Origin of the sequence: Actinocrispum wychmicini (assembly GCF_004345645.1) — a bacterium.
GTDB lineage: Bacteria > Actinomycetota > Actinomycetes > Mycobacteriales > Pseudonocardiaceae > Kibdelosporangium > Kibdelosporangium wychmicini.
This window is the reverse complement of sequence record NZ_SLWS01000008.1, coordinates 190464-216464: the sequence shown is the minus strand read 5'-3', so window position 1 is coordinate 216464 and position 26001 is coordinate 190464. Positions and strand designations below refer to the sequence as shown.

Genomic DNA, 26001 nt, shown 5'->3' with positions numbered 1-26001 from the left:
TCACATTCCCGGAATCAGTCGGACGAGCAGGTCGATCAGCCAGATGCCGATGAACGGCGTGATGATCCCGCCTATCCCGTACACCAACAGGTTGCGCCGCAGCAGCGACCGCGCGCTCGACGGCCGGTACCGCACACCCCGCAGTGCCAACGGGATCAACGCCACGATGATCAACGCGTTGAAGATCACCGCGGACAGGATCGCCGACGCCGGCGAGTGCAGCGCCATGATGTTCAGCTTGCCCAGCGCCGGATAGATGCCGGCGAACATGGCCGGCAGGATCGCGAAGTACTTGGCCAGGTCGTTGGCGATCGAGAACGTGGTCAACGCACCCCGGGTGATCAGCAGCTGCTTGCCGATCTCGACGATCTCGATCAGCTTCGTCGGGTTGGAGTCCAGGTCCACCATGTTCCCGGCCTCCTTGGCCGCCATGGTGCCGGTGTTCATTGCCACCCCGACGTCCGCCTGGGCCAGCGCGGGCGCGTCGTTGGTGCCGTCACCGGTCATCGCGACCAGCCGGCCGCCCTCCTGCTCCTTGCGGATCAGGGCCATCTTGTCCTCGGGCTTGGCCTCGGCCAGGAAGTCGTCCACCCCGGCCTCTTCCGCGATGGCCTTGGCGGTCAACGGGTTGTCCCCGGTGATCATGACCGTCTTGATGCCCATCGTGCGCAGTTCGTCGAACCGCTCCCGCATGCCGGGCTTGACCACGTCCGACAGCCGGATCACGCCACGCACCAACGCGATGCCGTTCGCGTACTCGGCCACCACAAGGGGGGTGCCGCCTTCGCCACTGATCTTGTCGACGGTGGTGTGCACCTCTTCGGGCACCCGGCCGCCCTGTTCCTCCACCCACGCCCGGACCGCGCTGGCGGCGCCCTTGCGCACGGTCCGGCCGTCCAGGTCGATGCCGCTCATCCGGGTCTGCGCGGTGAACGGCACGAACTCGGCGGTCTTCTCGTGGTCGGTGGGCTCCGCGGACAGCCCGTACTGGCGGGCGCACAGGTCGACGATGCTGCGGCCTTCGGGCGTGCCGTCGGCGAGGCTGGACAGCCGGGCCGCGACCGCCAGGTCCTCCACTGTGGACGTGCCGACCGGGATCAGCTCGGTCGCCTGCCGGTTGCCGAAGGTGATCGTGCCGGTCTTGTCCAGCAGCAACGTACTCACGTCACCCGCGGCTTCGACCGCACGGCCCGAAGTGGCCAGGACGTTGCGTTGCACCAACCGGTCCATGCCCGCGATGCCGATCGCGGACAGCAACGCCCCGATCGTGGTCGGAATCAGGCACACCAGCAACGCGGTCAACACGATCACCGACTGCAGCGACCCCGAGTAACGGGCCATCGGCTGCAGCGCGACCACCGCGAGCAGGAAGATGATCGTCAACGTGGACAGCAGGATCGTCAACGCGATCTCGTTCGGCGTCTTCTGCCGTTCGGCGCCTTCCACCAAGGCGATCATACGGTCCACAAAGGACTCACCGGGCTTGGTCGAGATCCGCACCACGATCCGGTCGGACAGCACGGTCGTGCCGCCCGTGACCGCCGACCGGTCACCGCCGGACTCGCGGATCACCGGCGCCGACTCGCCCGTGATGGCCGACTCGTCCACCGTCGCGATGCCCTCGATGACGTCGCCGTCACCGGGGATCACCTCGCCGGCCTCGACGACCACCAGGTCACCGATGGTCAACTCGACCCCGGGAACACTCTCCTCGCTGCCATCCTTGCGCAGCCGGCGGGCGACGGTCTCCTTCTTGGACCGGCGCAAGGTCTCCGCCTGCGCCTTACCGCGTCCTTCGGCCACCGCCTCGGCCAAGTTCGCGAACAGGACCGTGAACCACAGCCACAACGCCGTGCCGATGGTGAACACACCCGGCGAACCGATCGCGAACACCGTGGACAGCACCGACCCGACCCACACCACCATCATCACGGGGTTGCGCATCTGGTGGCGCGGGCTGAGTTTCCGTAACGCGTCCGGCAGCGAGGTCAGCAACTGCCGTGGGTTGAACACCCCCGCGCTGATCCGGCCCGCGTTCTCCACGTGGTGCCGAGTCTCCTGCTCCGGGCCACGCACCGGAGTTTTCACGCTGGTCATGCCAAAGCCTCCGCAATCGGCCCCAGGGCCAGAGCCGGGATGAACGTCAGTGCCGCGACGAGGACGACCGTGCCGGCGAGCATGCTCGCGAACAGCGGGCTCGTCGTGGGCAGGGTGCCCGCGGTCTCAGGCACCTTCTTCTGTGCCGCCAACGAACCGGCCAGACACAGCACCGCGATGATCGGGATGAACCGGCCCAACGCCATACACACGCCCAAAGTGGACTGGAACCAGTCGTTGGTGACCGTGATTCCGGCGAACGCACTGCCGTTGTTGTTGGACGCCGACGTATAGGCGTACAGCACTTCGGAGAAGCCGTGCGCCCCTGGATTGTTCAACGCGCCCAAGTTGTCCGAGATCATCAACGCGCCACCCGTACCGAGCAACACCACGGTCGGCATCGCCAGGATCGCGATCGCCGCGCAGGTGACCTCGCGTTTGCCCAGCTTCTTGCCCAGATACTCCGGCGTACGGCCGACCATCAGCCCGGCCAGGAACATCGCGATGATCGCCATCACCAGGATGCTGTACATCCCGGTGCCGACACCGCCAGGCGACAGCTCACCGAACATCATGTTGAGCAACGTGCCGAACCCACCAAGGCCGCTGAGGCTGTCGTGCGCCGCGTTGATCGCACCGGTCGACGTGCCCGTCGTAGTGTCCGCGAACAGCGACGACGCGGCGATCCCGAACCGGGTCTCCTTGCCTTCCATCTGGCCACCGGCCAGGATCGCGACCGGCCCGTTCGGGTGCGACTCGGCCCACCAGATGATCGCCAGCACACCCGCCCACAGCGCGCCCATCACGCTCAGCAGGACGTAGCCCTGCTTCTTGCTCTTCACCAGCACGCCGAACGTGCGGGTCAGCGACACCGGGATGAGCAGGATCAGGAAGATCTCGACCAGGTTCGACCACGAGTTCGGGTTCTCGAACGGATGCGAGGAGTTCGCGTTGAAGATCCCGCCGCCGTTCGTGCCCAGCTCCTTGATGACCTCCTGGGACGCGGCCGGCGCGATCGGGATGGTCGACGTCGAACCGTCCAGGTTGGTCACGTCCACACCGGACTTCAGGCTCTGCACCGTACCCAGCGCCACCAGCACGATCGCGAACAGGAACGAGATCGGCAGCAGGATCCGGAACGTGCCCCTGGTCAGGTCCACCCAGAAGTTGCCCAGCCGGTCGGTCTTCGACCGGGTGAACCCCCGGATCAACGCGATCGCCACCGCCAGCCCCACCCCGGCGGACACGAAGTTCTGCACCGTGAGGCCGATCATCTGGGTGAAGTGGCCCATGGTCGTCTCGGGGTAGTACGACTGCCAGTTCGTGTTGGTGACGAAGCTGATCGCGGTGTTGAACGAGGTGCCTTCGTTGACCGTGCGGCCGTAACTCCACGGCATCAACGGTTGCAGCCGTTGGATCAGGTACAGCAGCAGGATCGAGACGAACGAGAACCCCAGCACCGCGGAGGCGTAGGTCTTCCAGTGCTGCTCGGAGTTCGGATCCACCCGGACGACCTTGTAGACGGCCGCCTCCACCCGGGAGTGCTTCTCCCGGGTGAACACCCGGGCCATGTAGTCGCCCAGTGGCTTGTACACCACCGCGAGGGCGAGCAGGAGGAGGCCGACCTGCGCGAGGCCGGCCCACGTCGATGACATCAGAACTTCTCCGGTCGGATCAGCGCGATGAACAAGTACACAAGTAAGGCCAGGGCCAGCACACCGGCGACGATGTTGGCCACGGCGCCCGTACCACTCACAACTTCTCCAAACCGCGCAGGGTCAACGCGAGAACCACGAATATGCCGATCACCAACAGGGCATAGGCCAAGTCGGCCATACCTGCTCCCTCTCCACGGACTCGGTCACCCGGGGCGGTGACTCGCCTGAGCTTGCATCACCGGCGCGACGGAGAGTGGCTGTCTGATGGGCTCTTGACGCCTGCTGACGGCGCATTGACGCGATACTGATGTGCCCCGATCGGGGATCGACCGATTCGGCGACGCTCCGCTACCACCAGTGACGAGCCGGACACACCCCACTGTCCGAAACGGACTGTGGCGCGCTGCTGTGCGTCTTGACGCTTTGTTGACGTAAGGTGATGCGCGGCGCGCCGGGAAGTCTGGTCGGCACTCATGGTCAACGTGGGAGGTCGCCAGTCATGCGTGGGGTCGAGACAGTGCTGTTCCTGGTGGTGCTGGCCACGGTCGTCGCCACGTTCGCCCGAAGACTGCGGGTGCCGGCGCCCTCGTTGCTCGTGGTCGCCGGTGTGGCGGTGGGCCTGGTGCCCGGTGTGCCTGCGATCGCGATCACACCCGAAGTGGTGAGCCTGGTCGTCCTGCCGCCCCTTTTGTTCGCCGCCGGTGAGGAACTTCCCTGGCGTGACCTGCGTGCCGTGTGGCGTCCTGTGGCCGTACTGGCCGTGGGCCTCGTTGTGGTTTCCGCCGCCGCGGTCTGCGCGGTGGCCGTATGGCTCACGCCGTTGCCCATTGGTGTGGCGTTCGTCTTGGGCGCGGTGCTCGCGAGCACGGACCCGGTAGCCGTCTCCGCGCTCGCGCGTCGCCTGTCGTTGCCGCCGCGGGTGCAGGCGCTCGTGCAGGCCGAGAGCCTTTTCAACGACGCGACCAGCCTGCTGCTGTTCCGGGTCGCGTTGTCGATGGCGATCACGGTCTCGGTGTCGTGGCGGCACACCGTCAGCGAGTTCGCGATGCTCGCGGTCGGTGGCGTGCTTGTAGGGGCATTCGTCGCGCTAGGGGCGTACCTCATTCGGCAACGGACCGAGGACCCCGTACTGGAGACGGTCGTGGCGCTCGTCACGCCGTACGCGGGATACGTCCTCGCGGAGTCCATCAGCGCGTCCGGTGTGACCGCCGTCGTGGTCGCCAGCGTCGTGCTCGGTACGCAGGCCACGCGGCTCACGACGTCACATATCCGGCTGCAGCTCGGCGCGGTGTACGAGACCGTCGTGTTCCTGCTCGAAAGCGTGGTGTTCGGGCTGATCGGGCTGCAACTCCCGGCGTTGATCCACCAGCTCGCTGACGTCGACAGCAAGTGGCCGCTGTACGCGCTGGCGATCGCGGCCACCCTGATCGTGGTCCGGCTGCTGTGGGTGTTCCCGCTGTCGGCCATCCTGCAACGCCGGCGTGGCAGTCGCCCCTCGTGGCGGGTCCCGGCGGTGGTGTCGTGGGCCGGCGCCCGGGGTGTCGTCCCGCTCGCGGCGGCGCTGTCCATCCCGCTGGCGTTCCCCGACCGGAACATGGTCCTCCTGCTGACCACCGCGGTGATCGTGGTGACGCTGGTCGTGCAGGGGTTCACGCTGGCGCCCCTGGTCGGCCGCGCCGGGATCGCCCTGGACCCGTCCAGCGTCCGCCAGGAACACCAGCGGGCCCGGCTGCACCTCGCCCAGACCGGGCTCGCCCACCTGGAACACCTCGCCGAAACCGAATCAGCCCCGGAATTCGCCGTCGACCAGCTCCGACACAGTTGGCAGGCCAGAATCGACCGGATCAAGAACCAGGACGCGGCGGACCCGGACAGTTCAGCGGGCGCGGCCTATTTCCGGCTACGGCGAGAACTGCTGCACAGGGAAGGCGTGGAACTCACCCGTCTGTACGACACCGGGGTGATCACCGACACCACCCGTCGACGAATCCAACGCCTCCTGGACCTCGAACACGCCGGCCTCGGCGACGACTAGGCGTTGCCGCTCTTGATGGTCGCGATGATGGCGTGTGCCAACGCGTCCGCGTCCGTGCAGGGCGAACTGTAGTTGGTGCTCTTGGGATCCGTGGCCGTCGAGACGACGGTGATCACCGAGTCGTCGGCGACGCCCATGGTCAACGTGCAGCGGCCATGGTCGGCGGCGGCCGCCTGCGGATCCGTGTGCACCGCCGGGAAGCCGCCGATCTCGGTCGGTTCGAAGAATTTCAGTGTGGATCGGTTGCGGTACAAGGTTTCCAGCCCGCCGGACGTGGTGTCCACAGTCGCCGTGTACGTCGGATACCGGGGTTTCGCGCCTTGCCAAGTGCAGGTGCTCCCGGCCGCGGTGCCGGCGATCACGTCGTGCGTCACAGGCTGGCTGGACTTCAACAAAGTGCAGGGCGCGCCGACGAACCGCGAGGCATCCAGCGGAACCAGCACGGGCGGCGACAGACGGGACGAACTGGATAATCCCGCGCTTCCGGTCTGCGATGTCGTACACGCTGCCAACAAGAGCACGCACGCGAACACCGCCCACCGCATCCGGTTCCCCTTCCGTCAAAGGCAGGATATTCGCGGGCGTGTCACGTGCAGATGAACTCGTGCGCCGGACGGGTGACACGAGGCCGGAAGTATCCCGCCCGATGTCCTGTTTGGCCAGAATCAACAGAGTGGCGGACGAGGCTCGGGCCAACCGGATCGAGGGCACGTTCCAGTCCCCGGTGGTGCAGGCGGGGACGGTCCACGGCGGGATCCACATCCGGACCGGGCCTGAGGACGAACTGGATGACCTGGCCACCGCCGTCTACCGGCAGTGGGCGGTGGAGGAACGGATCAGGCGGGTGCACGACCCGTTCCCGATCCCGATCCGGTGGACCGCCGACGCGGAGCTGTCCGCCAGTTGGGCGAGCATTCACGGCACCCCCGACCCGCCCGAACCGGTCGACCTGGGCGGGCAGACCGGCCAGGTCGACGAGATCGTGGACGTGTTCGCGCGGGTGCCGTCCGGGCGGTTGGTGGTCCTGGGCGACGCCGGCGCCGGCAAGTCGATCCTGACGTTGCGGTTCGCCCTGACGTTGCTGCGCCGACGGACACGCGGGCGCCCTGTCCCGATGATCTTCCCTGTGGGCTCGTGGGATCCGGCCGCGGTCTCGTTCCGCCGATGGGCTACGGCGCAGCTTGTCACCAACCACCCCAGGCTGGCCGGGTCGGCGGCCCGGCTGGTGGACAGCGGGCGGATCCTGTTCGTCCTCGACGGCTTCGACGAGATCGCGGAGCGACTGCGGGCCCAGGCCGTCCGGATGATCAACGCGGACCTGGACCACAGCCACCAGCTCCTGCTCACCAGCCGCGCCAGCGAGTACGCCGAAGCGATCCACCAGGCCGGCACCCTCGGCCGAGCGGCGGTGATCCGGCTCAGCGACCTGACTCTCGACGACCTCGCCAAGTACCTGCCCAACACGATCACCCGGCCCGACCGGCAGACCAAGTGGCATCCCGTCCTGGACCGCCTGCGCGAGGCAGACGACCCGGTGGCGACCGTGCTGCGGACCCCGCTGATGGTGGCCCTGGCCCGGACGATCTACAGCGACACCGACGCGGACCCGATGGACCTGTTCGTCCAGCGCGAGACCGATCTGGAGGACCGATTGCTGGCCGGGTTCATCCCCGCGCTGTACTCGGACGCCCCACAGGACGTACGACTCGAAGGTGCACGACGTTGGCGACGCGAGGACGCGCTCCGCTGGCTTCGCTTCCTCGCCGAGGCGATGACCCGCCGGGAGACACTCGACTTCGAATGGTGGCGAATGGCCAGCATGGTCCGCCGCTCGGCGGTCGGCGTGCTCAGTGGGCTCGTCGTGGCCCTGATCCTGGCCGTCTTTTCGCTGTCCGCGTGGTTGTTTGTCCGTAACCTGGGTGACTTCGACGGCACCTGGTTGCTCGTGAGCATCGGGCTCGGCCTGAGCCTCGCCGCGACCGCGGGCATGGCAGTAGCGAACGCTCTGTTGAACCGGCAGACACCGCGTCGGACCAAGATCAAGCTCAAGGGCCGGTCGCGGGAGATCGCCGGGCGGGTTCGGATCGCGTTCTCGAGCAAGGCCGGCGCGATCTGGATGACAGGATGGTCATTCGCCGGAACCATCATCGGCATGTTCAGCGGTGTGGTCGGCGCCAGCGTCGGCGCGGCCGTGGGATTCGCCGCCGCCTTGGGTCTCTGGTTCGTGGGCGCTCTCACGGCGGCGCTCAACAGCCCGATCCAGGTCACTGAGGCGCTGAGTCCCGGGAGCCTCCTTTCGCACGATCGCCGGACCGCGATCTCGGAAGGAATTCTCGTCGGATTCGGCGGGACCGCGCCTCTTTGGCTCGCGGTGTGGGCGGGGATCGAACCGGCCTACGGCGTGTCGTTCATGGTGGCGGTCCACCACATGCCGTGGCTTCCCTTGCTGATCAGCGGACCGCTTGGCCTGGTGGGCTGGATCCAGATCGGCACACTGTGGGGTCCCTGGCTCCTGGCGCGGACCTGGCTGGCTGTGACCGGCAGGCTTCCCTGGCGGCTCATGCGTTTTCTCGGTGACGCGCACCGGCTCGGCGTGCTTCGGCAGTCAGGGGGCGCGTACCAGTTCCGGCACCAACGGCTCCAGGCGTATCTGGCCCGATCAGGCTCCCAGGCAGGTCCGTAGGGCGGTGTCCAGGATGTCGATCGCGATGTCGATCTCGTCGGTCGTGATCGTCAGCGGTGGCGCGAGACGGAGGCAGTTGCGCTGCGAGCCGTCGCCCTTGACGATGTTCATGGACAGGCCCAGTCGCAGGCACTCCGCGGTGACGGCGGCGCCCAGGTCGTTGGCCGGCTCCCTGGTTTCCTTGTCGGTCACGAGTTCCAGGCCGACCAGCAGGCCGCGGCCGCGGATGTCGCCGATCTGGTCGTACTTGTCCCGCAGTTCGCCCAGCCGGTCGGTCAGGTACCGGCCCATGTCCTGGGCGCGGCCCACGAGGTTCTCCTCGGCGATCACGTCCAGCACGGCCAGGCCGGCCGCGGCCGGCATCGGGTCGGAGACGTGCGTGGTGATGTGCAGGAATCCGTTGTCCACGGCTTTCTGTTCGATCTCGGCGCTGGTGATCGTGGCGCCCAGCGGGACGCCGCCGCCGAGGGTCTTGGAGACAGTCAGAATGTCGGGCACCACGTCGTCCTGCTCGAAGGCGAACATCGAGCCGACCCGGCCGAGGCCGGTCTGGGCCTCGTCGACGATCAGCAGCATGTCCCGTTCCGCGCACTTCCGCTTGGCCGCGCTCAGGTAGCCCTCGGGCAGCGGGATGATCCCGCCGGTGGACAGCACCGGCTCGACCACCATCGCGGCCAGCGAGCCGACCGACGCCTGGTCCACGATCTCGAAGCCGACGTCCAGGCACGTCATGTCGCATCTCCGCACGCAGTGCCGGATCGGGCAGCGGTACTCGTACGGCGCCGGGATCGCGAAGCTGCCCGGCATCAGCGGGCCGTTTCCCTTGTGGCCCATGGAGAACGTCACCGAGTTGGTGCCGGCCAGCAGGCCGTGGAAGCTGCGGGTGAGGCCGACCACCTCGAACTTGCCGGTGAACGCCTTGGCCAGGCGCAGCGCCACCTCGTTGGTCTCCGAGCCGGTGTTCAGCAGGATCGAGCGTTCCAGCGGGTCGGGCAGGAGCTCGGCCAGCCGGCGGGCGAGTTCCAGGACGTCCTCGTTGACCATCCAGGAGTTGAGGTGGATGCCGGTGCGTAAGGACCGTTCGATCGCCTCGACGATCCTGGGGTGGTTGTGCCCGAGGGTGGAGCTGATCTGGCCGGACGTGAAGTCCAGGACGCGCTGCCCCTCCGTGGTCAGCACCCAGGCGCCCTCGGCCTTCTCGACCACGAACGGCGCGAAGTCACCGGCATAGCGGATCAGGAACCGCTCTCGCTCGTCACGCATGCCCACTCCTCGTCCAGGAAACTGGAACTAGCGTCTATGATAGTGACGGACCTGTCAACATAGTCGACGTCTGATCGAGTAAACTGGATCGATGCCGTCCCGACCAGCCGACCAGCAGCTAGGCCAGCACATCCGCGAGGCCCGCACGGTCCGTGGCCTCACGCTGCCGCAACTGGCCGAGCTGACCGGGCTGTCCCGCAGCTACCTCAGCAACGTCGAACGCAACGTCAACAGCCCCACGATCAGCACCCTGCGCGTGATCCTTGACGCCCTCGGCGTGTCACTGGCACAGCTGTTCCGCGCGGTCGAAGGCGGCCACAAAGGCGTGGTACGGCCGGACGAACGCGTGGAGATCGTCCGCACGGGCGACAACTCGATCCGGTACGAACTGCTGAACCCGAACCCGGTCGGCCGCCTGGAGATGATCATCATGTCGGTCGAGCCCGGCGCCTCCTCGGACGGGATCTCCCACTCCCACGCGGGCGAGGAAGTCGGCTACATGATCAGCGGCCGGCTGCGCTACTGGGTCGACAACGAGCAGTACGACCTGAACCCCGGCGACGCCATCAACTTCGAGTCCACCCGCCCACACCGCTACGCGAACCCCGGCGACGAGACGTCGGTCAGCCTCTGGGTGCTCACTCCTCCGAGCTTCTAGTCCGCAGCCGCCAGAAGCTGGGTGGCCGCCAGTTCGGCGTAGAGCGGGTCCTGGGTCAGCAACTGGTCGTGGGTGCCGATCGCGCGGACTTTTCCGGTGTCCATCACGACTATCCGGTCGGCCATGGTCACTGTGGACAGTCGGTGCGCCACCACCAGGACCGTGGTGGTGTGGGTCACGTCGGCGATGGTCTCCCGCAGGGCGGCCTCGTTCACCGCGTCCAGTTGGGAGGTCACCTCGTCCAGCAGGAGCAGCCGGGGGTGGCGCAGCAGGGCGCGGGCTATCGCGACTCGTTGGCGTTCGCCGCCGGAGAGCTTGACGCCTCGGTGGCCGACCGGGGTTTCCAGACCGTCGGGCAGCCGGTTCACCAGGGCGTCCAGGCGGGTCAGGGCCAGCACTTCGGCGAGTTCCCGCTCGGCTTCGGGCGCGCCGAACAGGAGGTTCTCCCGCAGGGTTCCGGACAGGACCGGGGCGTCCTGCTCGACGTAACCGATGGCGGTCCGCAGATCGGCCAGGGGCAACGTCTGGATGTCCTGGCCGTCCAACAGGATTCGACCGGCCGTGGGGTCGTAGAAGCGTTCGATCAGGGAGAACACCGTTGTCTTCCCCGCGCCGGACGGGCCCACGAACGCCGTCATGCCGCCGGCGGGGATGGTGAAGCCGACGCCGTGGTGGATCTCCGGCAGGTCCGGGCGGTACCGGAAGTGGACCTCCTCGAACGTCACCGCGGCGGGTGTGCGAACCGGGGCCGCCGTCGGTGGGTCCCGGGGTTCCGCCGGGAGGGACTCGATCTCACGGATCCGGGCGATCGCCGCCGCCCCCACCTGGTACTGGGCGGCCACGTTGGCGAGTTGGCGCATCGGCGGCATCAGGTAGAACAGGTACAGCAGGAACGCCACGAGCGTGCCCACGTTGATCGCGCCCGACACCACGCGGGCGCCGCCGAGGCCCAGGACGACGATGAACGACAGCTGAATCGCCAGGCCACCCATGTTGCCCGCGATCGCCTGCCACTTCGCCGCACGCACCCCGCCGCGCCAGGCATCCGTGGCGGCCGCGTGTAGGTGCGCGCTTTCCCGTTCCTCAGCGGTGGACGCCTTGACCGTACGCAGATTGCCCAGCACACGCTCCAAGGCGGCGCTCATCGTCCCCACGGACTCCTGGGCCTGCTTCGCCGCCCGGCGGATCCGCGGCACGACGCCGACCACCACCTGCGCCAGGATCAATGCCGCCAACGTGACGGCGAGCAACACCGGGTCCAGCGACGCCATCAGGACCACGGTGGCGAGCAGGGTCACCGCGTTCGTCACCACTGACACGAGCGACTGGGTGCTGACCTCACGCAACAACGTGGTGTCCGCGCTGACGCGGGACATCAGGTCGCCGGGTTCCCGCTCGTCCAGCGCGGGCACCCGCAGCCAGAGCAGCTGCGACACCAGGCGTTGCCGGGCCACCAGGACCACCGATTCGGCCGTCCGCTCCAGGATGAACGAACCGAGCGCGCCGATGGCCGCGTTGAACACCACCAACACGGTCATCAGCACCAAAAGGCCCACAATGCCCCGGTCCGCGCCGAGCCCCTCGATCAGGCCGCGGACGACCATCGGCAGCGCGAGACCGGTCGCGGCGGTCGCCAGGCTGAGCAGCCCGCCGAGCAGCAGTGATGTCCTAAAAGGACGGATATAGCCGAGCAGGTCCCGCCACGCGCCATCAGCCATTCACCCACGGTACCGCGATCACCGGGAACAGCGCGGTCCGATCGACCCTACTGACGGCTTGTCCCAGCGCCCTAACTTCGCCTTGGGCCGGATCCGGCTCGTCACGTCGAAATGGGGAGCATCGATGCGCAAAACTCTGTTAGCAATGGCCTTCGTGGCCGCTGGTGTGTTGGTGACGGCTGTGCCCGCAGCGGCGTCCACGGGCCACTACGGGCCGAAAGGCAACCCGAACCTGGTGCACGCGAACGGAATCGACGCGCTCACCTTCATCTACGGCTACGCCGCCCAGTCCGCGACCGCCGACGGGTCGTCCGCGACCATGACGGTGGCGCAGCCGACCCTGGCCGCCGCCGACTTCCACTCACTGGCCGAGATCGCCGCGGAGTCCGCGGACGGCCAGCAGATCGTGGAGGTCGGCTGGAACGTCGACCGGGGTCTCAACGGCGACGCCGCTCCGCACCTCTTCGTCTTCCACTGGGTGAACGGCACCGCGACCTGCTACAACGGCTGCGGTTTCGTGCCAGTCGGCCCGCCGATGGCCGGGATGACCGTGCCGACCGGGAACGCGCAGTTCGCCATCCAGCACTTCCAGGGCAACTGGTGGCTCGGCTACAACAACACGTGGTTCGGCTACTTCCCGGATTCGCTGTGGAACGGCACGTACACCAAGGTCGGTCTGACCCAGTGGTTCGGTGAGGTCGCCGCCAACAGCGCCTCTCCCTGCACGGACATGGGCAACGGGCTGTTCGCCTCATCCGTGAGCGCCGCGACCATCAGCGGCATCGGCTTCTTCAACGGCCCGGCCGTGAACTTCAGCGCGAACGCCACCAACCCTGCCCTGTACACGGTGAACAAGACCGACTCGACCACCATGCGCTTCGGCGGCCCCGGCGCCTGCTGACCCCTGGCCTCGCCGGGATCCGCCGCCTAGGATCCCGGCGAGGCCAAGGAGCTCTTTCATGGAACACAACGTCGTGACGGCGACGGTGGCGGCGCGGCCCACTGCCGTGATCGCCGCGGAGACCACGTGGCCGGAGTACCCGCAGGTGTGGCGCCGCCTGCTGGACACCGTGCACGGCAACGTCGTCTGGGGTGGCAGCGGCCGGAAAGGCCGCAACGTGATGCTGTACCTGACCGACGTCCCGCACGTCGAGGTCGGCGTGGAACTCGACCAGCCCGTCGAGATCGGCGGCCCGGTGGTCCGGTCCGCGCTGCCCGCCGGCGACGTGGCGATGACCGTGCACCAAGGCCCCTACGACGGGTTGGGGCTGGCGCACGAGGCGGTCATCAAGTGGTGTGCCGAGCAGGGGCTGCGCCGGGCCGGCCCGCGGTGGGAGATCTACGGCCACCACCACGACGACCCGGCCCAGGTGGTCACGGAGGTGTACTACCTGTTGGCATGACGGGGCTGCTGTCCATGGTGGACGGTTTGCGCGCCTCGGCCCGGTAGTGCGCCAGGATGTCCTCGCGCAGCAGGTCGCCGAAGCCGGCCGCCTCGATCCGCAGGCCCAGTTGGGCCTCGGTGACACCGAGTCCCACGGCCGCCGACGGCAGGTGCCAGTCGTAGCGTGCCAACTGGGTCAGCAGGTAGCCGCGGCGGATCTGGTTCTCCGACAGGCGGAAAGTCTTGAGGTACGCGGTCCGGCCGCGGTGGTCGGTGATCAGCTCGCCGATGTGGTTCTCCCGCTTGAGCTGGAACGACGGCAGGAACCGGGACAGCGTGAAGTCGCCCAGCTCGTACACGCGCCGCGCGTCGTACTGCCCGTCCAGCAACCCGGCGGCCATCGTGCCGTCGTGGAACTGGCTCCAGGCAACGAGTTGCTGGTTCGCCGCGGCACGCAGGTCGGCGACTGTACGGACATGGCTGCCGGACAGCTTCGCCTCGAACTGCTGCACGGGCATGGACAGCATCGCATAGTGAAAGATGAGTTCGCCGTACAGGTCTTCGATGGCCGTGGCGTGCAGCGCGCGGTAGTCGTCCGGGTGTGGCACGACGAACGCGGCGGCCAGCGCGTCGGCGACGTAGACGAGCATGCCGCACTGCCCGGGGTGGATCTCGAAGATCCGCAGCGCGTCCGCCAGCCCACGGACGTCGGCGCCGACGAAGGCGTCCTCTTCACGCGGGGAAAGGCCGCGGCTGATGGCGCGTTGCGACCAGTGCTCCCACACCACCTGTGGGCCGCCGAAATGCAACGCGAGGTAGCCCTGGATGGCCAGGTTCATCGGCAGGAACCGCAGCCGGTTCTTGTCCGTGCGCTTGGCCATCCGGCGGTGGAAACGCAACGGCATGCAGCCGCACGGAAGCGCGTCCTGACGCATGATCTCCGTGCCGTACGCGGCTGCCGCCATACCGTCGTCGGTCCAGGTGGCCACAAAGCCGTGCGGGATGTACGACATGTAGTCGGTACGCGGGTCGACATCGACCAGTCCGACCGCGGGCCCGTAGAGCTGGGCGTGCAGCCGCAGGGACGTGATCGGCTCGTCCCGGACCAACGGCACGAGCCGGACGCCGCCCCACACCTGCGCGGGCCGGGTGGTCAACCCGGTCAGATCGAGCTTCACCGGTCCTCCAGGAAACGCCGGGCGCGGTCGTCGAAATGGGCGGTGAGCTGGGCAAGGTCGGTGAGGCCCTCGGTGAACCGGGCGAACTCGACCAGCGTCGGCAGGTCTTCGGCGTCGCGCACGCCGACCGTGGGCACGCTCGGTGTGAGCCGCTTGACGTCGAAGTCGTCCACGTCGTACACCGGGTTGAGGTGGACCACGCTCACCTTCCGCTCCGGGTCCACCCGCTCGCGCCACACCCGCAGCACCTCCCCGGCCAGGCCGTAAGGAGCGTTGTCCCATCCGTCGGACACGATCAGCACGCGGTCCGGCTCATGCTCCAGCGCGTCCAGGATCCGCTCCCCCAGCGGCGTCGCGCCATGCGGGTACGCGAGCAGCGCGTCCGTTCGGCCTGACGTCCACAGTGGAACAAACTCGTCCGCGAGCACTTCAAGCAAATACCGGCAGGCCAGCGCGACTGCGAGCGGCCTCTGTCGCTTGTGGACGGACCCACGCGCGGAGAAGCTGTCGTCCAGGACGGCCGCGACCTTGCCCCACGTGCCCTTCGCCCGGCCGCCGGCCCTGGCCGCCGCGGCGCGCAGGGCACCGGTCAGCTCGGCCCGACGTTCGCGGCGGTCCGCGATGGGCAGCGACAGGACGTACGAAGCCAGCCGGGTCAACGGCATCTGAGTGAGATCCGTGCTGCTCGCCTGGACGCGCAGTCGTTCCAGCCGGGTCATCCGGGGTGCGATGCGCTCCAGGAACACCTTGCGGTCGATCTTGTGCTTGGCCGCGAGCCCCTCAGCCACCGTGTACGGCAGTTCGTACACCGCCGCCTGCTCGTAGTGGGCGCGGCGCCAGGTCTCCAGAATCGGCGTCTGATAGCGCGGACGGCTACGCGGGGCGAACAGGAACGGCCCCAGTTCGTCGTGGACAGGCGCGGTGTGCGCGTGCCGCAGCGCCTCCTTCAGCGCGCCGCGGTACTTGACCGCGTCGAACGCGGGATCGGGCCGCGCCGCGATCCAGTCCCGGATGATCACGCGGGTGCGCCGGTTGTTCACCCGCGCCCGCCGAAGCGCCCGGAACAGGTCGTACACGCGTTGCGGCGCGATCAGCCGAAGGCGCCGGGCGATCAACCGGCCCTCTCGCTCGCGCTGGTCGGCGGTGGCCTCGGCGGACGTCTCCAGCAACCGTCGGACGATGGTCGTCGCGTTGTGCTCGTTGATGTCCAGCGCGAGGGCGGCACTGTACAGGTCCCGGTAGTTGCCGAGCATGTACTCGTGCAGGAAGGCCAAGGACAGCCGCTGCTGCCCCACCGAGCTGTGGAACTCCCGCTGCGCGGTCGCGGTGGTGGCCGCGTTGACGAACATCAGCATGTCCCCGGCCGTGACGCTGTCCATCTCTCCCCGTTCGACGAAAGCGCCGACCGGGGAATGGGGGCACGAACGGCGAATCATCGCTTAACAAGGCGGGTTCCGGAAGTCGCACCTGAGTCCCACGGTCGGCGCCAAGATCGTAACAGGCAGAGCCGACCCCGGGCCGCCGAATTACGCGGTCGCGGGGTCGGCGTGGCGCCGGCAAGTCACGCCGGGGCCGCCATGGCGTCCATTGCCCGCGGTTGTGGTCGTTTGGCGTCCCGCCACAGGGTTTGGCCTTTCACCAACCAGGAGACACCGAATGCGAACACCGCGATGGCCTCCAGCCACAGCACTGGACGCGCCGACCTCATCTGCGCTTCCAGCAGCCAGCCGAAAACCGCCGTGAGCACCATGCAGGCCAGAATGGCGACACCGCAGGCGAGGTAAACACGGTTACGGACCCGTTTGCGGGCCGGGTCCGGCAGTGGGTCCTTTTCGTTGCGGGGAAAAAGGAACAGACAGAACGCGGCGAGGGTCAGGAAGAACACCGCGGCCGACGCGAGGTGGACGTATCCGAAGGCTTTGTCCAGCGCCGTGGGGCTGTCCGCGGGCCTGGTCGGGAACACCGCCACCCCGAGCGCGGCCGCGCCCGCGACCCAGCTCAGGGCGTCTTCGAGCGGGTCGAGGCCGCGGTAGCAGATCAGGAACACCCCGATCGCGCACATCGACCCGACGAAAACGTTCCGCAGATCGCTGTAGTAGTAGCCGCTGATCGACGTGAGCAGGTCACCGGATATCGCGTACACCCCGGCGATCAGCACCACGGGCAACGCCATGCCGATCAGCCCGATCGCGCGGCGCAGGAACAGGTAGGAATGAACAAACGGGTTGACAGGCAGCACAAGTCGCACACTCATGGCCGCTCCGATCCCTCTAGCGGCAAAACTGATACCTTGGTTATCGGCAAGTCCTCGCCCGGATATTCCGGATGACAGTCAATTCGTTTCCCGGTCGTGTCGGATCGGTTATCCACAGCCGGAGGTAGGCCCAGGTCCACCCTGGACCGGGGAGGTGGACCGGTCGTGCGGACGGCCCCGGTTTCCTAGCGTCAGGAGGGGACCACGGCCGAACGAGCGAGGAGCTGACCGGTGAAGGATCGCACGAAGCACAGCAGTGACACGGCGAGCGGGTTGCTGTGGGTGGCGCTGACGCTCGCTGTCGCCGGGAACGTGGTGGCTCAGTTCGCTTCGCTCGGCCTGGTCGTCCATCTGGTGTGCGGCGTGGTGGCGGTGGCGTCCGTCGCCGGGCTGATCGCCAACCACATGCGCAAGCGTTGAGGGGTCGACGTGCTGGAGATGGCGATGCGGATGGTGCGCCACCGGATCGGCGCGCTGGTCGCAGTCATGTGCGCGGTGCTCGGCGGCGCCGCGCTGGTCACGGGCACCGCGGTGCTGGCGGAGTCCGGGATCCGATCACATGTCTCAGCGCCCCGGATCGCGGGCGCGGACGTGGTGGTGTCGGCCGCCCAGACCCTGCCCCAGGACGAGGACCTGCCGGTCGCGCTGCCCGAGCGGGCCGTTGTCCCGGCTGACCTGGTCGGCAGGCTCGCCCGGCTCCCTGGCGTCACCACCGCCGCCGGTGATGTCAGCTTCCCTGTCGCCGCGGTCGACGGGCAGCGCGTCGTGCCAGCCGGTGACGCCGCCACCGCGGGGCACACATGGTCCTCGGTAGCGCTCATGGGCGATCCGCCGATCCAGGGTACGCCGCCTACGCGCCCGAACGACGTCGCGTTGGACGCGGCCACCGCGAACGACCTGAAGATCGGCCCAGGCGGACAGGCGCATCTCGTCGTCGCCGGACGGCCCGCCACGCTCCAGGTGTCCGCGGTTGTCCACGGTCCCGCGCGCGGGGTGTTCTTCGCCGATCAGGCGGCCTACCAGCTGGCCGGGCGCGCGGACGGGCCGCACAAAGGCCCAAAAAAGGACACAGTGGACCTGATCGGGCTGCGCACTCAGCCCGGCGCCGCGGCCACAGTGGCCGACGAGGCCCGGAAGCTGGGATTCAAGGTGAGTACCGGCCCGGACATCGGCGACATCGCCACCCCGAGCGCGGCCGCGGCCCGGTCCCTGCTGATCCTGATCGCCGGGTCGCTGGCCGGCATCACCCTGCTCATCGTCGGCTTCATCGTGACCGGCGCGCTCACCGTGTCCATCGGCGGACAGCGCCGCGAGCTGGCGCTGCTGCGGGCCGTCGGCGCCTCCCCCAAGCAGGTCCGCCGGCTCGCGGCGGCGCAGGCGACCGTGGTGTCGGCGGTCGCGCTGGTGCCGGGTGTCCTGCTGGGATACGCCCTGGCCGGGCAGTTCCGTTCGCTGCTGGCGACGCTCGGCGTGCTGCCGGACGCGCTGCCCCTGACGATCAGCCCACTGGCCGCGATCGCCGCCGTGCTCCTGCTGCTCGGCGTCATCCAGGTGGCCGCGCGTCTCGCGGCCTGGCGTACGTCGAAGATGCCCGCCACCGAGGCCGTCGCCGAGTCACGCGTCGAGCCCAAGAACCCGTCGCCGGTCCGCACCAGGATCGGCGCACTGCTGATGGTGCTCGCGACCGCGATGTCCGTGACGCCACTGATCCTCAGGAACCAGTTCGGTGCGGTGGGCACGGCGACGTCCGGGATCGTCGCGGCGATCGGCCTGGCACTCGCCGGGCCCGCGCTGGTCCGGTCGCTCAGCGGCGCCCTGGCTCGTCGGCTGCCGAGCCGGGTGCGGGCCACGACCTGGCTCGCCGTGTCCAACAGCCACGGCTACGCGTTGCGCGTCGCCGGCGCTGTGTCCACTTTGGCCATGGCCGTGCTGTTCACGCTCACGTACACGATGACCCAGACGACGATGATGTCCGCGTCGTCCCAGGACGTCGACCAGGGCATGCGGGCCCAGGCCGTGGTGGCCGCGCCGGAGCTCGGCGGGCTGCCCGCCGGCACGCTCGACAAGATCCGCGCGACACCAGGCGTGCGCACGGCGATGCCTGTCAACACGACGACCGTGCTGTGGCCGCACCAGGAGGAAGGCAAGCACCGGGTGGAGTCCCAGCCCGCGCTCGTGCTGACACCGGACGCACCGGCCGTGCTTGATCTGGACGTCCGCGCCGGCTCCCTGGCCGGCCTCACCGGCAACACCGTCGCGGTCAGCGCCGACACCGCGTCCTTTATGGACACCGCGGTGGGTCGGGACGTCGACCTCCTGCTCGGCGACGGCACGCCCACCAAGGCGAAGGTGGTGGCCGTGTACGGGCGCGGCCTCGGCTTCGGGCCGATGGCGATCTCCCGTGACCTCGCCGCCGGGCACTTCGGCACCGGGCTCGACCAGGCCGTTCTGGTGTCGACCGACGGCAGCGCCGCCGGGTTGGCCGCGCTCGGCGACCAGCCGGGGGTGAAGGTCGACACGTCGAATCCGCGGGCCGGTCTCAGTGGCGTCGGCGGCGCGCCCCCGGAGGTGTACGTCAACCTGGCCCTGCTGGCCGTGCTGCTCGGCTACATCCTGCTCGGCGTCGCCAACAAACTGGTCGCCGGCACGACCCAGCGCCGCCACGAACTCGCCGCGCTCCGGCTGGTCGGCACGACACCCAGGCAGGTCCGCGCCATGATCCGCCGGGAGAGCGCGCTGATCAGCGTGGTGGCCGTCGGGACCGGACTGGCGCTGTCGGTGATTCCGTTGGTACTGCTGGGAATCGGCTTCCTCGGCCGGCCATGGCCGGCCGGGCCGGGATGGCTGGCGCCGGCCACCGTCCTGGTGGTCGTGGCGATCGCGTTCCTCGCCACCGAACTGCCGGCGCGTCGAGCGTTGCGCACCCCACCGGCCCAGGTGCTCGGCAGTCACGAATAGAGCACCTGGGCCGGCGGGGCAGGGCCTAACCGACCGCGATGGTCACAGCTGCGGTATGCAGCGTGCCGTCGGTTTGGAACTGGATGAACAGCCGCCACTGACCTGCCTTGGGCAGCTTCGCCTCGAAGGACAACGCCGGGCCGTTGGCCGGGTGGAGATGGGTGAACGCCTGGTCACCTTCGTGGAACGCGGTCAGGTGGGCGTACGTGTCCAGGTACGGCTGGAGGTTGTCGACAGGTTTGCCGTCGCGGGTGATGGTGACGGTCAGCTCGCGGCTCATGCCCGCCATCAGCTGACCACCGCCCAACGTGACGGTATAGCCGTCGACCTGCGTCGTTGTGGCGGCGGGCGGCAACGGTGTGGTCGTTCCGGTGCCAGGTGCGGTGACCTTCTGGCTGAGGACCAGCGGAGCAGTCTTGCCACCGGCGATGAACGAGGCGTAGGCCCGATACTCGCCAGGTTGGGTCTCGGCCAGCGGCGCGCTCCACGTCCCGTCCGCGGCCATCGTGGGATGGACGTGTTGGAAGCCGCTGAGGTCGGACCGGATCAGGTAGAAGTGCATCAGCTTGGTCTGGTCCGGTTCGAACAAGGTCACCGCCCGACCGCCGGCGTCCTCGATCCGGAACCGGAACTCCGAGCCGAGCACGGTCGCGGTGGGGACAAAGCGAAATCCGTCGGCATGGTCGGCCAACCCGTCGCCGGCGGGCATGGCCTGGTGACCCGGCATGGCCGACATGTCAGGGGAAGTCGCCGCACCACAAGCGGTCAGGAGCAGACCGGCGGCGGCGACCCCGAAGAGCGCACGAGCAGAAGTCATCATTGTGGAATCTTTCGGACAGCGCACACTTACGCGTGCGGAAGTGGACAGGGTTCGACAAAACCCCTGTCACGTCCGGGAAACACACAATGTGGTGAGCAGATCCGCTTTGGCCAGCGGTGGTCCGCGGTCCCGAGGGCGGCGAGGGTGGACAGTCCGTGTGGGAGGTGTGCTGGTCACCAGGACCGGCGTGACACCCGACGACGTATCGGATCCGCGTGGGGTGAGGGTGGCCGCGCACACGGATCCGTGCCCCGACATGGCAGGCGCGGCAGCATCACCGGATGTGGGCGTGGCGTGGTGGCTGGTGGCGTCCGCAGACATGGCCTCGGACATCACCGCGCCCGCTCCGCCGGGGCAGGCTTGTGCTGGCAGGCCGTGCATCGCGAACAAGCCGGCGAGCACCGCGGTCACGGTCAACAGCCGGGCGATCGCCCTGGCTGGGACCGTCCTGTGCATCGCGTCTCCCGTTGTTCCGGCTTGGGGTCACCCTACCCGCGATGTCCTGTCGCGCGTGTCACAGTGACAGCCGTGATCAGCCCGGCTAGGGTCGGCGCGACAGGATACCCCCGTAGGGTATGAGAGGGAGGGTTCTCGTGGACGCGGTTGGGCGTGCGCTGTCTCTGGCCGGGTCGATGACCTGGGAGATCCTGTGGGCGTTGATCCTGGGGTTCGCGTTGTCCGCGGTGGTTCAGGCGGTGGTGCGCAAGTCGACGATCGTCCGGCTGATGGGCGACGACCGGCCGCGGACGCTCGCGGTGTCCTCGTTGCTGGGGGCGGCTTCTTCGTCCTGCTCGTACGCGGCGGTCGCGTTGGCCCGGTCGCTGGTTCGCAAGGGCGCCGACTTCACCGCGGCCATGGCGTTCGAGATCGGGTCCACCAACCTGGTGGTCGAACTCGGCATCATCATGGCGTTGCTGATGGGCTGGCAGTTCACCGCCGCGGAGTTCGTCGGCGGGCCGATCATGATCGTGCTGCTGGCGCTGCTGTTCCGGCTCTTCGTGCGGCGACGCCTGATCGACAAGGCCCGCGAGCAGGCCGAGAAGGGGCTCGCCGGGTCCATGGAAGGCCACGCCGCCATGGACATGTCGGTGGCGGGCCCCGGATCCTTCTGGCGGCGCCTGGTCTCCCCGGCCGGCTTCACCTCGGTTTCGCACGTGTTCGTGATGGAATGGGCCGCGATCCTCCGGGACATGGTGGTCGGCCTGCTGATCGCCGGCGCGGTCGGGGCGTGGGTGCCCGACGGGTTCTGGCACGCCTTCTTCTTCACCGACCACCCGGTGGTCGCGGCGATCTGGGGCCCGCTCGTCGGACCGCTCGTGGCGATCCTGTCGTTCGTGTGCTCGATCGGGAACGTCCCGCTGGCCGTGGTCCTGTGGAACGGCGGCATCAGCTTCGGCGGCGTGATCGCCTTCATCTACGCCGACCTGCTCATCCTGCCGATCCTGAACATCTACCGGAAGTACTACGGCACCCGGATGACCCTGGTCCTGCTCGGCACGTTCTACGCGGCCATGGTCGGCGCCGGCTACCTGGTGGAGTTGCTGTTCGGCGGAATCGGCCTGATCCCCACCCAGCGCGACGCCACGATGATGCAGGACGGAATCTCCTGGAACTACACGACGTGGCTCAACATCGCCTTCCTGATCCTCGCCGCCGTGCTGCTCGTACGGTTCTTCCGAAGCGGCGGAAGGGACATGCTCCGGATGATGGGCGGCAACCCCACGCCATGAGTGTCAGGCGAGGTCATACAGCAGGCGGTAGTAGGCGATCCGTTCCTGGTCCGGTTCGATCCCGTACGCGTCGTACAGGATCCCGTCGAAACCGGGACCGTAGTTCCAGCCCAGGCTCCAGGCTGCCACCGCCAGGTCGGCCCACCGGTCCGCCACCCCGAGCGACCCCAGGTCGACGTGCGCGGCGAACGTGCCGTCGTCGTGTATCAACGTGTTGGGAACACAGGTATCCCCATGGCATACCACGAGCCGGTCGATCGCCGGTGGCGCACCGATCCGTTGTCGTGCCTCGGCCAGCTCAAGATGCCGATGCTCGGGCGCCCAGTCGGCCGGTCCCCCGCCCTCGGCGATCCGTTCGTCGGCGCGGACGAGCCGCCGCTCCACACTCCAGTCGAACGGGCAGTCGTCCACCGGTACGGTGTCATGCAGCAGGCGCAACCCGTGGCCGATCGCGGCCGACGCGGTGACGGGCTCGGCTTTCCACCTGGGATCCACCGCGGACGTGCCAGGGACGGCCGCGGTGACCAGCCAGTCGCCCGCTGAATCGGTGCCGTGGTCGACGACTCGCGGCACGCGTGCCCAGCGCCGCGCCCATTCCAGACGTTCGGCTTCGCCGGGCAGGTCGATTTCCGGAGTGCCCGCGGCGACCCATTTCACGTATCGGTCGTTGTCGAGCCGGAACGTCAGGCCGCCGAGCTCGTTTCGCCACACCGGGGTGATGACGGCGGCGCCCGCGATCTTCGCGACGACCTCGGGCACGGGTACATGTCCGGTCGGCGCCTCGGCCGGGGGAACGCTCATAAGATCATGTTAGCCACCGGACCTACGTGGACCACCCTGCGTCGATGTCGTCAAAACAAAAAAACTTCTCCGGAGGATGTCGAGGACGGCGACACAGCTTCTACGTCACCTGTGAACGCACACCACTGAGGAGGACACGATGATCGACGCGATACGGACCGTGGGCATCCCGGTCAGCGACCAGGACCGGGCACTGGAGTTCTACGTCGGCACCCTGGGCTTCGAGAAGATCATGGACGCGCCGGTACCGCGGTTCGGCGGCCGGTGGATCGAGCTGCGGCCGCATCGGTCCAGCACCACCATCGCCCTGACCCCGGCCCGTGACCAGGAGTTCGCGGGCGTCGACACCGGAATCCGCTTCACGACCGAGGACGCGGCGGCGCTGCACGCCCAGCTGTCGGATGGTGGGGTGGATGTCGACGAGCTGCTGAACTGGCCGGGTGTGCCGGTCATGTTCGACTTCCGGGACCCGGACGGGAATGTGCTTTATGTCAGCGAGGTTGTTCGGGGGTAAGTGGACCGCCGGTTCGATTTGACACGGGGACCCCTCGCGGCGGTGCAAGCCGACTACGCCGGCAGGCCAAGGGTTCCCCGTTCCTCCACCCCGGACTCGGCCGTTTCGGCGGCTTTTGGCCTGCCGCCGCAGCCAGCTTATACCGCCGCTTCCCCGTGTAAAATCGAACCTCTAACCATGGCCCAACCCCACCTACCAGCCACCTCAACCACCAACCCCGCCCGCCAGCCATCTCAACCACCAACCCCACCTACCAGCCCGCCCGCCTATCAGCGTCTCGCCTGCCAGCCGCGCCGACTGCCTCGCCTGCCAGCCATCCCCGCTGCCAACCCCCGCCTACCAACCGCCTCGCCTGGCAGCCGTCCCGGCTGCCGACTGCCGGTTGGCGGCCGCCTTTGTTTGCCGGTCGGCCTCGGTGTCGGTTGTCCTTGTCTGGTTCTACTCCGGCTTTCCGGCTTCGATCCATTGGCTGAAGCAGTTGAGCTTTTCTTGGGGCCAGGGGCCGTCGCAGGGCATGGTTCCGTTGCTCAGGCGGGCCAGGATGTGGTCTGCGTGCTGGGATACGTCCTTGTAGGACCAGAGGTCGAAGACGAACTTCATGGAGTTTCGGTCCGTTCGGCGGAAGAGGGTCTTCACGTGCTTGGCGTAGCTGACCGGTTCGCCTTCGGCCGGGAGGACCGCTGGGTCTTCTTCGGGTTCGGCCAGGGCTGAGACTCGGGCTCCTGGGGTCGCGTCGCAGACCCACCACCAGTGCGGCATCGGCATGTTCATCGGGGGCTTGGACTCGGTTTGCGAGTTCTCCACCGCGAGGCGGGTGCCCCATTCGATGTAGGACACGAAGGCGGCTCGGAACTCCGCGTCGTTGGGGAGCATCACGTCGTTGGCTGCCTGGACCATCAGTTGGGACCAGCGGGCGCGTTGTTCCTCGGTGAGGCACTTGCCGATGTGCTCGCCGATCATCCTGGAGTAGCCGCCGTAGTGGCCGCTGTAGAAGTCCGGGCCGCCGAAGACCTCGGACAGCCAGCTCGCCACCCGCTCCGGGTGGTCCGGGGACATGTTCGCGAACAGCGGGGACAGCAGTGGATCCTCTGGCACGTAACGGGAGTAGAAGGTCTTCGTCAGGCGCAGCAGGGCCGGGTAGCCGCCGGCCCACTGGAAGATCGTCGGGTCTTCGGGCAGGGGCGGGTCGCTGAAGTTCACGTACCAGTGCATGCCCGAACAGAACGGTTTGTTCTGGGACTGGCCGCAGCGGCAGAGCGCGTAGTGTTCGTGCGAGGCTCCTTGGGGGCGCTGGATTTCCTCGCCTTGGTCGCCGGTGAGGGCGATGCCGCCGGTGATCCGGTAGGGGCCGTCCTTGGAGATTTCGATCTGGGCGGGGCGTTGGGTTTGGTCGACCTGCTCGCGGGCTTCCCGGCCGTCGACGCCGTAGCTCAACGCGCCCGAAGGGCAGGCGCGCACCGCCGCCACGATCTGGTCCATCCGACCGCCGCTGGGTGTCACGAACGGCTCGCTGCCACTGTGGAACACCGTGCTCAACCGGTCGGTACAGAATCCTGAGTGCTGACACAGGCCACGGTTGTCGTACACGGTCACCGTGCCGCCCTCATAGGTGTCGCGGCGGTCCGGGACGCGGTTAGGGTCCTTGTCGCCTGTGAAGCCGGTATGGGCGTGGCTGCCGTCGCAGAACGGCTTCGACTCCGACGCTCCACAACGGCACAGTGCCATCTGTGGGCGGGTCCCGACAGGTTCACCGAGGTACGTACGCAGGTTGTCCGCGCCCGTCACCAGATACGGGCCGTTGTGCGCCACTCGGATTCCCGGGCGGGCACCCGCCTGCAGCTCGGTGAGCTCCGCCAGCAAGGAGGTGGCGGCCTCGTCGGACTCCGAACGGGCCACTCGCAACGCCAGGTCCTGCAGGGCCGCGGCCGCCTCGATCACCTGGGCGGGGACTTGCGCGGACGCGGTCAGCCGAGTCACCGATCTGGTCAGGTCCACCAGGTCCACAGAGGAAGCTGGGCGCCCTGCCAGGTCGCCGGCCGCGGCGGCCAGCGGACGGATCACACTCGCCCGCAACCGTTCGGCACCGGCCGGCCACTGCTCCGCGAGGGCGGTCGCGGTGGCGGCAGCGTCGGCCAGCTGCTGCGGGGAGGGCGCCGCACTGCTGTGTTCGTCGGTTTCGACGGTCGTGTCCACGAATCGACCCTTCCCGTTCGGCGTGCCCGAATCAAGCGACTTTCCAGCCGCTCAGCC

The 26001-nt window shown here is 68.2% G+C and carries 22 protein-coding genes; 9 read left to right on the top strand and 13 right to left on the bottom strand.

Translation table 11 applies throughout. The annotated features are described in order from the left end of the window. From kdpB to kdpF, 3 genes are read right to left on the bottom strand one after another with little or no spacing between them, the layout of a single operon-like run. Entirely contained in the window at window positions 1-2097 is a 2097-nt protein-coding gene (gene kdpB, locus EV192_RS33890) for a potassium-transporting ATPase subunit KdpB (RefSeq protein WP_132122678.1), read from the bottom strand. Further along, entirely contained in the window at window positions 2094-3752 is a 1659-nt protein-coding gene (gene kdpA, locus EV192_RS33885) for a potassium-transporting ATPase subunit KdpA (protein WP_132122677.1), read from the bottom strand. Before kdpA ends, kdpB begins: the two co-directional genes overlap by 4 nt. Next, window positions 3752-3853, bottom strand: a complete 102-nt coding sequence (gene kdpF, locus EV192_RS33880; protein WP_132122676.1) for a K(+)-transporting ATPase subunit F — start codon at window positions 3851-3853, stop codon at window positions 3752-3754. Before kdpF ends, kdpA begins: the two co-directional genes overlap by 1 nt. 401 nt (window positions 3854-4254) lie before the next feature. On the opposite strand from kdpF, the gene EV192_RS33875 reads away from it, so the two are divergent. Beyond that, on the top strand, window positions 4255-5790 hold the full coding sequence (locus EV192_RS33875; protein ID WP_132122675.1) for a Na+/H+ antiporter: 1536 nt from the start codon (window positions 4255-4257) through the stop codon (window positions 5788-5790). On the opposite strand, the gene EV192_RS33870 is transcribed toward EV192_RS33875, so the two are convergent. Next, a complete protein-coding gene (locus EV192_RS33870; RefSeq protein ID WP_132122674.1) occupies window positions 5787-6335 on the bottom strand; it encodes a DUF3558 domain-containing protein in 549 nt (182 codons plus the stop codon). The genes EV192_RS33875 and EV192_RS33870 overlap by 4 nt on opposite strands. A 128-nt stretch (window positions 6336-6463) precedes the next feature. Between EV192_RS33870 and EV192_RS33865 the strand changes: the two genes are divergently transcribed. Next, complete coding sequence (locus EV192_RS33865; RefSeq protein ID WP_165960766.1) at window positions 6464-8473, top strand: NACHT domain-containing protein; 2010 nt, start codon at window positions 6464-6466, stop codon at window positions 8471-8473. Here the strand turns inward: EV192_RS33865 and EV192_RS33860 are convergent. Continuing rightward, a complete protein-coding gene (locus tag EV192_RS33860; protein WP_132122672.1) occupies window positions 8450-9736 on the bottom strand; it encodes an aspartate aminotransferase family protein in 1287 nt (428 codons plus the stop codon). The genes EV192_RS33865 and EV192_RS33860 overlap by 24 nt on opposite strands. A 91-nt stretch (window positions 9737-9827) precedes the next feature. Between EV192_RS33860 and EV192_RS33855 the strand changes: the two genes are divergently transcribed. Next, the gene (locus EV192_RS33855) at window positions 9828-10394 is read left to right on the top strand and encodes a cupin domain-containing protein (RefSeq protein WP_132122671.1); all 567 of its coding nucleotides are present in this window, start codon (window positions 9828-9830) and stop codon (window positions 10392-10394) included. Here the strand turns inward: EV192_RS33855 and EV192_RS33850 are convergent. Beyond that, entirely contained in the window at window positions 10391-12112 is a 1722-nt protein-coding gene (locus EV192_RS33850; RefSeq protein WP_132122670.1) for an ABC transporter ATP-binding protein, read from the bottom strand. The genes EV192_RS33855 and EV192_RS33850 overlap by 4 nt on opposite strands. A 124-nt stretch (window positions 12113-12236) precedes the next feature. On the opposite strand from EV192_RS33850, the gene EV192_RS33845 reads away from it, so the two are divergent. Both EV192_RS33845 and EV192_RS33840 read left to right on the top strand, forming a co-directional pair. Then, entirely contained in the window at window positions 12237-13013 is a 777-nt protein-coding gene (locus EV192_RS33845; RefSeq protein WP_132122669.1) for a neprosin family prolyl endopeptidase, read from the top strand. A 58-nt stretch (window positions 13014-13071) separates the two neighbouring features. Continuing rightward, window positions 13072-13515 (top strand): GyrI-like domain-containing protein, encoded by a 444-nt coding sequence (locus tag EV192_RS33840; RefSeq protein ID WP_132122668.1) that lies wholly within the window; start codon window positions 13072-13074, stop codon window positions 13513-13515. Here EV192_RS33840 and EV192_RS33835 read toward each other — a convergent pair. The 3 genes from EV192_RS33835 to EV192_RS33825 all read right to left on the bottom strand — a co-directional run bounded on the left by EV192_RS33835 (window position 13487) and on the right by EV192_RS33825 (window position 16928). Beyond that, window positions 13487-14674: an ARPP-2 domain-containing protein gene (locus EV192_RS33835; RefSeq protein WP_132122667.1), complete on the bottom strand. Its 1188-nt coding sequence runs from the start codon at window positions 14672-14674 to the stop codon at window positions 13487-13489. The two genes, EV192_RS33840 and EV192_RS33835, sit on opposite strands and share 29 nt — an antisense overlap. Then, window positions 14671-16053 (bottom strand): hypothetical protein, encoded by a 1383-nt coding sequence (locus EV192_RS33830; RefSeq protein ID WP_132122666.1) that lies wholly within the window; start codon window positions 16051-16053, stop codon window positions 14671-14673. The genes EV192_RS33835 and EV192_RS33830 overlap by 4 nt, the downstream gene beginning before the upstream one ends. 182 nt (window positions 16054-16235) lie before the next feature. Then, a complete protein-coding gene (locus EV192_RS33825; RefSeq protein ID WP_132122665.1) occupies window positions 16236-16928 on the bottom strand; it encodes a DUF998 domain-containing protein in 693 nt (230 codons plus the stop codon). Between the two features lie 231 nt (window positions 16929-17159). On the opposite strand from EV192_RS33825, the gene EV192_RS33820 reads away from it, so the two are divergent. Both EV192_RS33820 and EV192_RS33815 read left to right on the top strand, forming a co-directional pair. Further along, window positions 17160-17348, top strand: coding sequence for a hypothetical protein (locus EV192_RS33820; RefSeq protein WP_132122664.1), 189 nt, complete (start codon window positions 17160-17162; stop codon window positions 17346-17348). A gap of 18 nt (window positions 17349-17366) precedes the next feature. Next, entirely contained in the window at window positions 17367-19886 is a 2520-nt protein-coding gene (locus EV192_RS33815) for an FtsX-like permease family protein (RefSeq protein ID WP_243727280.1), read from the top strand. 25 nt (window positions 19887-19911) lie between these two features. On the opposite strand, the gene EV192_RS33810 is transcribed toward EV192_RS33815, so the two are convergent. Together EV192_RS33810 and EV192_RS33805 are read right to left on the bottom strand one after the other, a co-directional pair. Then, a complete protein-coding gene (locus EV192_RS33810) occupies window positions 19912-20706 on the bottom strand; it encodes a FixH family protein (RefSeq protein ID WP_243727243.1) in 795 nt (264 codons plus the stop codon). Between the two features lie 66 nt (window positions 20707-20772). Further along, a complete protein-coding gene (locus tag EV192_RS33805) occupies window positions 20773-21162 on the bottom strand; it encodes a DUF6153 family protein (RefSeq protein WP_132122662.1) in 390 nt (129 codons plus the stop codon). A gap of 137 nt (window positions 21163-21299) precedes the next feature. Here EV192_RS33805 and EV192_RS33800 point away from each other — a divergent pair, with 137 nt between their 5' ends. Then, window positions 21300-22436 (top strand): permease, encoded by a 1137-nt coding sequence (locus tag EV192_RS33800; RefSeq protein ID WP_132122661.1) that lies wholly within the window; start codon window positions 21300-21302, stop codon window positions 22434-22436. Between the two features lie 3 nt (window positions 22437-22439). On the opposite strand, the gene EV192_RS33795 is transcribed toward EV192_RS33800, so the two are convergent. After that, the gene (locus tag EV192_RS33795) at window positions 22440-23237 is read right to left on the bottom strand and encodes an aminoglycoside 3'-phosphotransferase (protein WP_132122660.1); all 798 of its coding nucleotides are present in this window, start codon (window positions 23235-23237) and stop codon (window positions 22440-22442) included. 139 nt (window positions 23238-23376) lie between these two features. Between EV192_RS33795 and EV192_RS33790 the strand changes: the two genes are divergently transcribed. After that, window positions 23377-23751, top strand: coding sequence for a VOC family protein (locus EV192_RS33790; protein ID WP_132122659.1), 375 nt, complete (start codon window positions 23377-23379; stop codon window positions 23749-23751). A 438-nt stretch (window positions 23752-24189) separates the two neighbouring features. On the opposite strand, the gene EV192_RS33785 is transcribed toward EV192_RS33790, so the two are convergent. Continuing rightward, the gene (locus EV192_RS33785) at window positions 24190-25944 is read right to left on the bottom strand and encodes a CDGSH iron-sulfur domain-containing protein (protein WP_132122658.1); all 1755 of its coding nucleotides are present in this window, start codon (window positions 25942-25944) and stop codon (window positions 24190-24192) included. Window positions 25945-26001: the final 57 nt, after the last annotated feature.

What these genes read in the sequence shown, in the direction of transcription:
- EV192_RS33860 (WP_132122672.1), bottom strand. Translation starts at nt 9,736, where the DNA reads ATGCGTGACGAGCGAGAGCGGTTCCTGATCCGCTATGCCGGTGACTTC.
- EV192_RS33810 (WP_243727243.1), bottom strand. Translation starts at nt 20,706, where the DNA reads ATGATGACTTCTGCTCGTGCGCTCTTCGGGGTCGCCGCCGCCGGTCTG.
- EV192_RS33825 (WP_132122665.1), bottom strand. Translation starts at nt 16,928, where the DNA reads ATGAGTGTGCGACTTGTGCTGCCTGTCAACCCGTTTGTTCATTCCTAC.
- kdpA (WP_132122677.1), bottom strand. Translation starts at nt 3,752, where the DNA reads ATGTCATCGACGTGGGCCGGCCTCGCGCAGGTCGGCCTCCTCCTGCTC.
- EV192_RS33850 (WP_132122670.1), bottom strand. Translation starts at nt 12,112, where the DNA reads ATGGCTGATGGCGCGTGGCGGGACCTGCTCGGCTATATCCGTCCTTTT.
- EV192_RS33855 (WP_132122671.1), top strand. Translation starts at nt 9,828, where the DNA reads ATGCCGTCCCGACCAGCCGACCAGCAGCTAGGCCAGCACATCCGCGAG.
- EV192_RS33875 (WP_132122675.1), top strand. Translation starts at nt 4,255, where the DNA reads ATGCGTGGGGTCGAGACAGTGCTGTTCCTGGTGGTGCTGGCCACGGTC.
- EV192_RS33795 (WP_132122660.1), bottom strand. Translation starts at nt 23,237, where the DNA reads ATGAGCGTTCCCCCGGCCGAGGCGCCGACCGGACATGTACCCGTGCCC.
- EV192_RS33830 (WP_132122666.1), bottom strand. Translation starts at nt 16,053, where the DNA reads ATGGACAGCGTCACGGCCGGGGACATGCTGATGTTCGTCAACGCGGCC.
- EV192_RS33840 (WP_132122668.1), top strand. Translation starts at nt 13,072, where the DNA reads ATGGAACACAACGTCGTGACGGCGACGGTGGCGGCGCGGCCCACTGCC.
- EV192_RS33845 (WP_132122669.1), top strand. Translation starts at nt 12,237, where the DNA reads ATGCGCAAAACTCTGTTAGCAATGGCCTTCGTGGCCGCTGGTGTGTTG.
- EV192_RS33805 (WP_132122662.1), bottom strand. Translation starts at nt 21,162, where the DNA reads ATGCACAGGACGGTCCCAGCCAGGGCGATCGCCCGGCTGTTGACCGTG.
- kdpB (WP_132122678.1), bottom strand. Translation starts at nt 2,097, where the DNA reads ATGACCAGCGTGAAAACTCCGGTGCGTGGCCCGGAGCAGGAGACTCGG.
- EV192_RS33790 (WP_132122659.1), top strand. Translation starts at nt 23,377, where the DNA reads ATGATCGACGCGATACGGACCGTGGGCATCCCGGTCAGCGACCAGGAC.
- EV192_RS33870 (WP_132122674.1), bottom strand. Translation starts at nt 6,335, where the DNA reads ATGCGGTGGGCGGTGTTCGCGTGCGTGCTCTTGTTGGCAGCGTGTACG.
- EV192_RS33815 (WP_243727280.1), top strand. Translation starts at nt 17,367, where the DNA reads ATGGCGATGCGGATGGTGCGCCACCGGATCGGCGCGCTGGTCGCAGTC.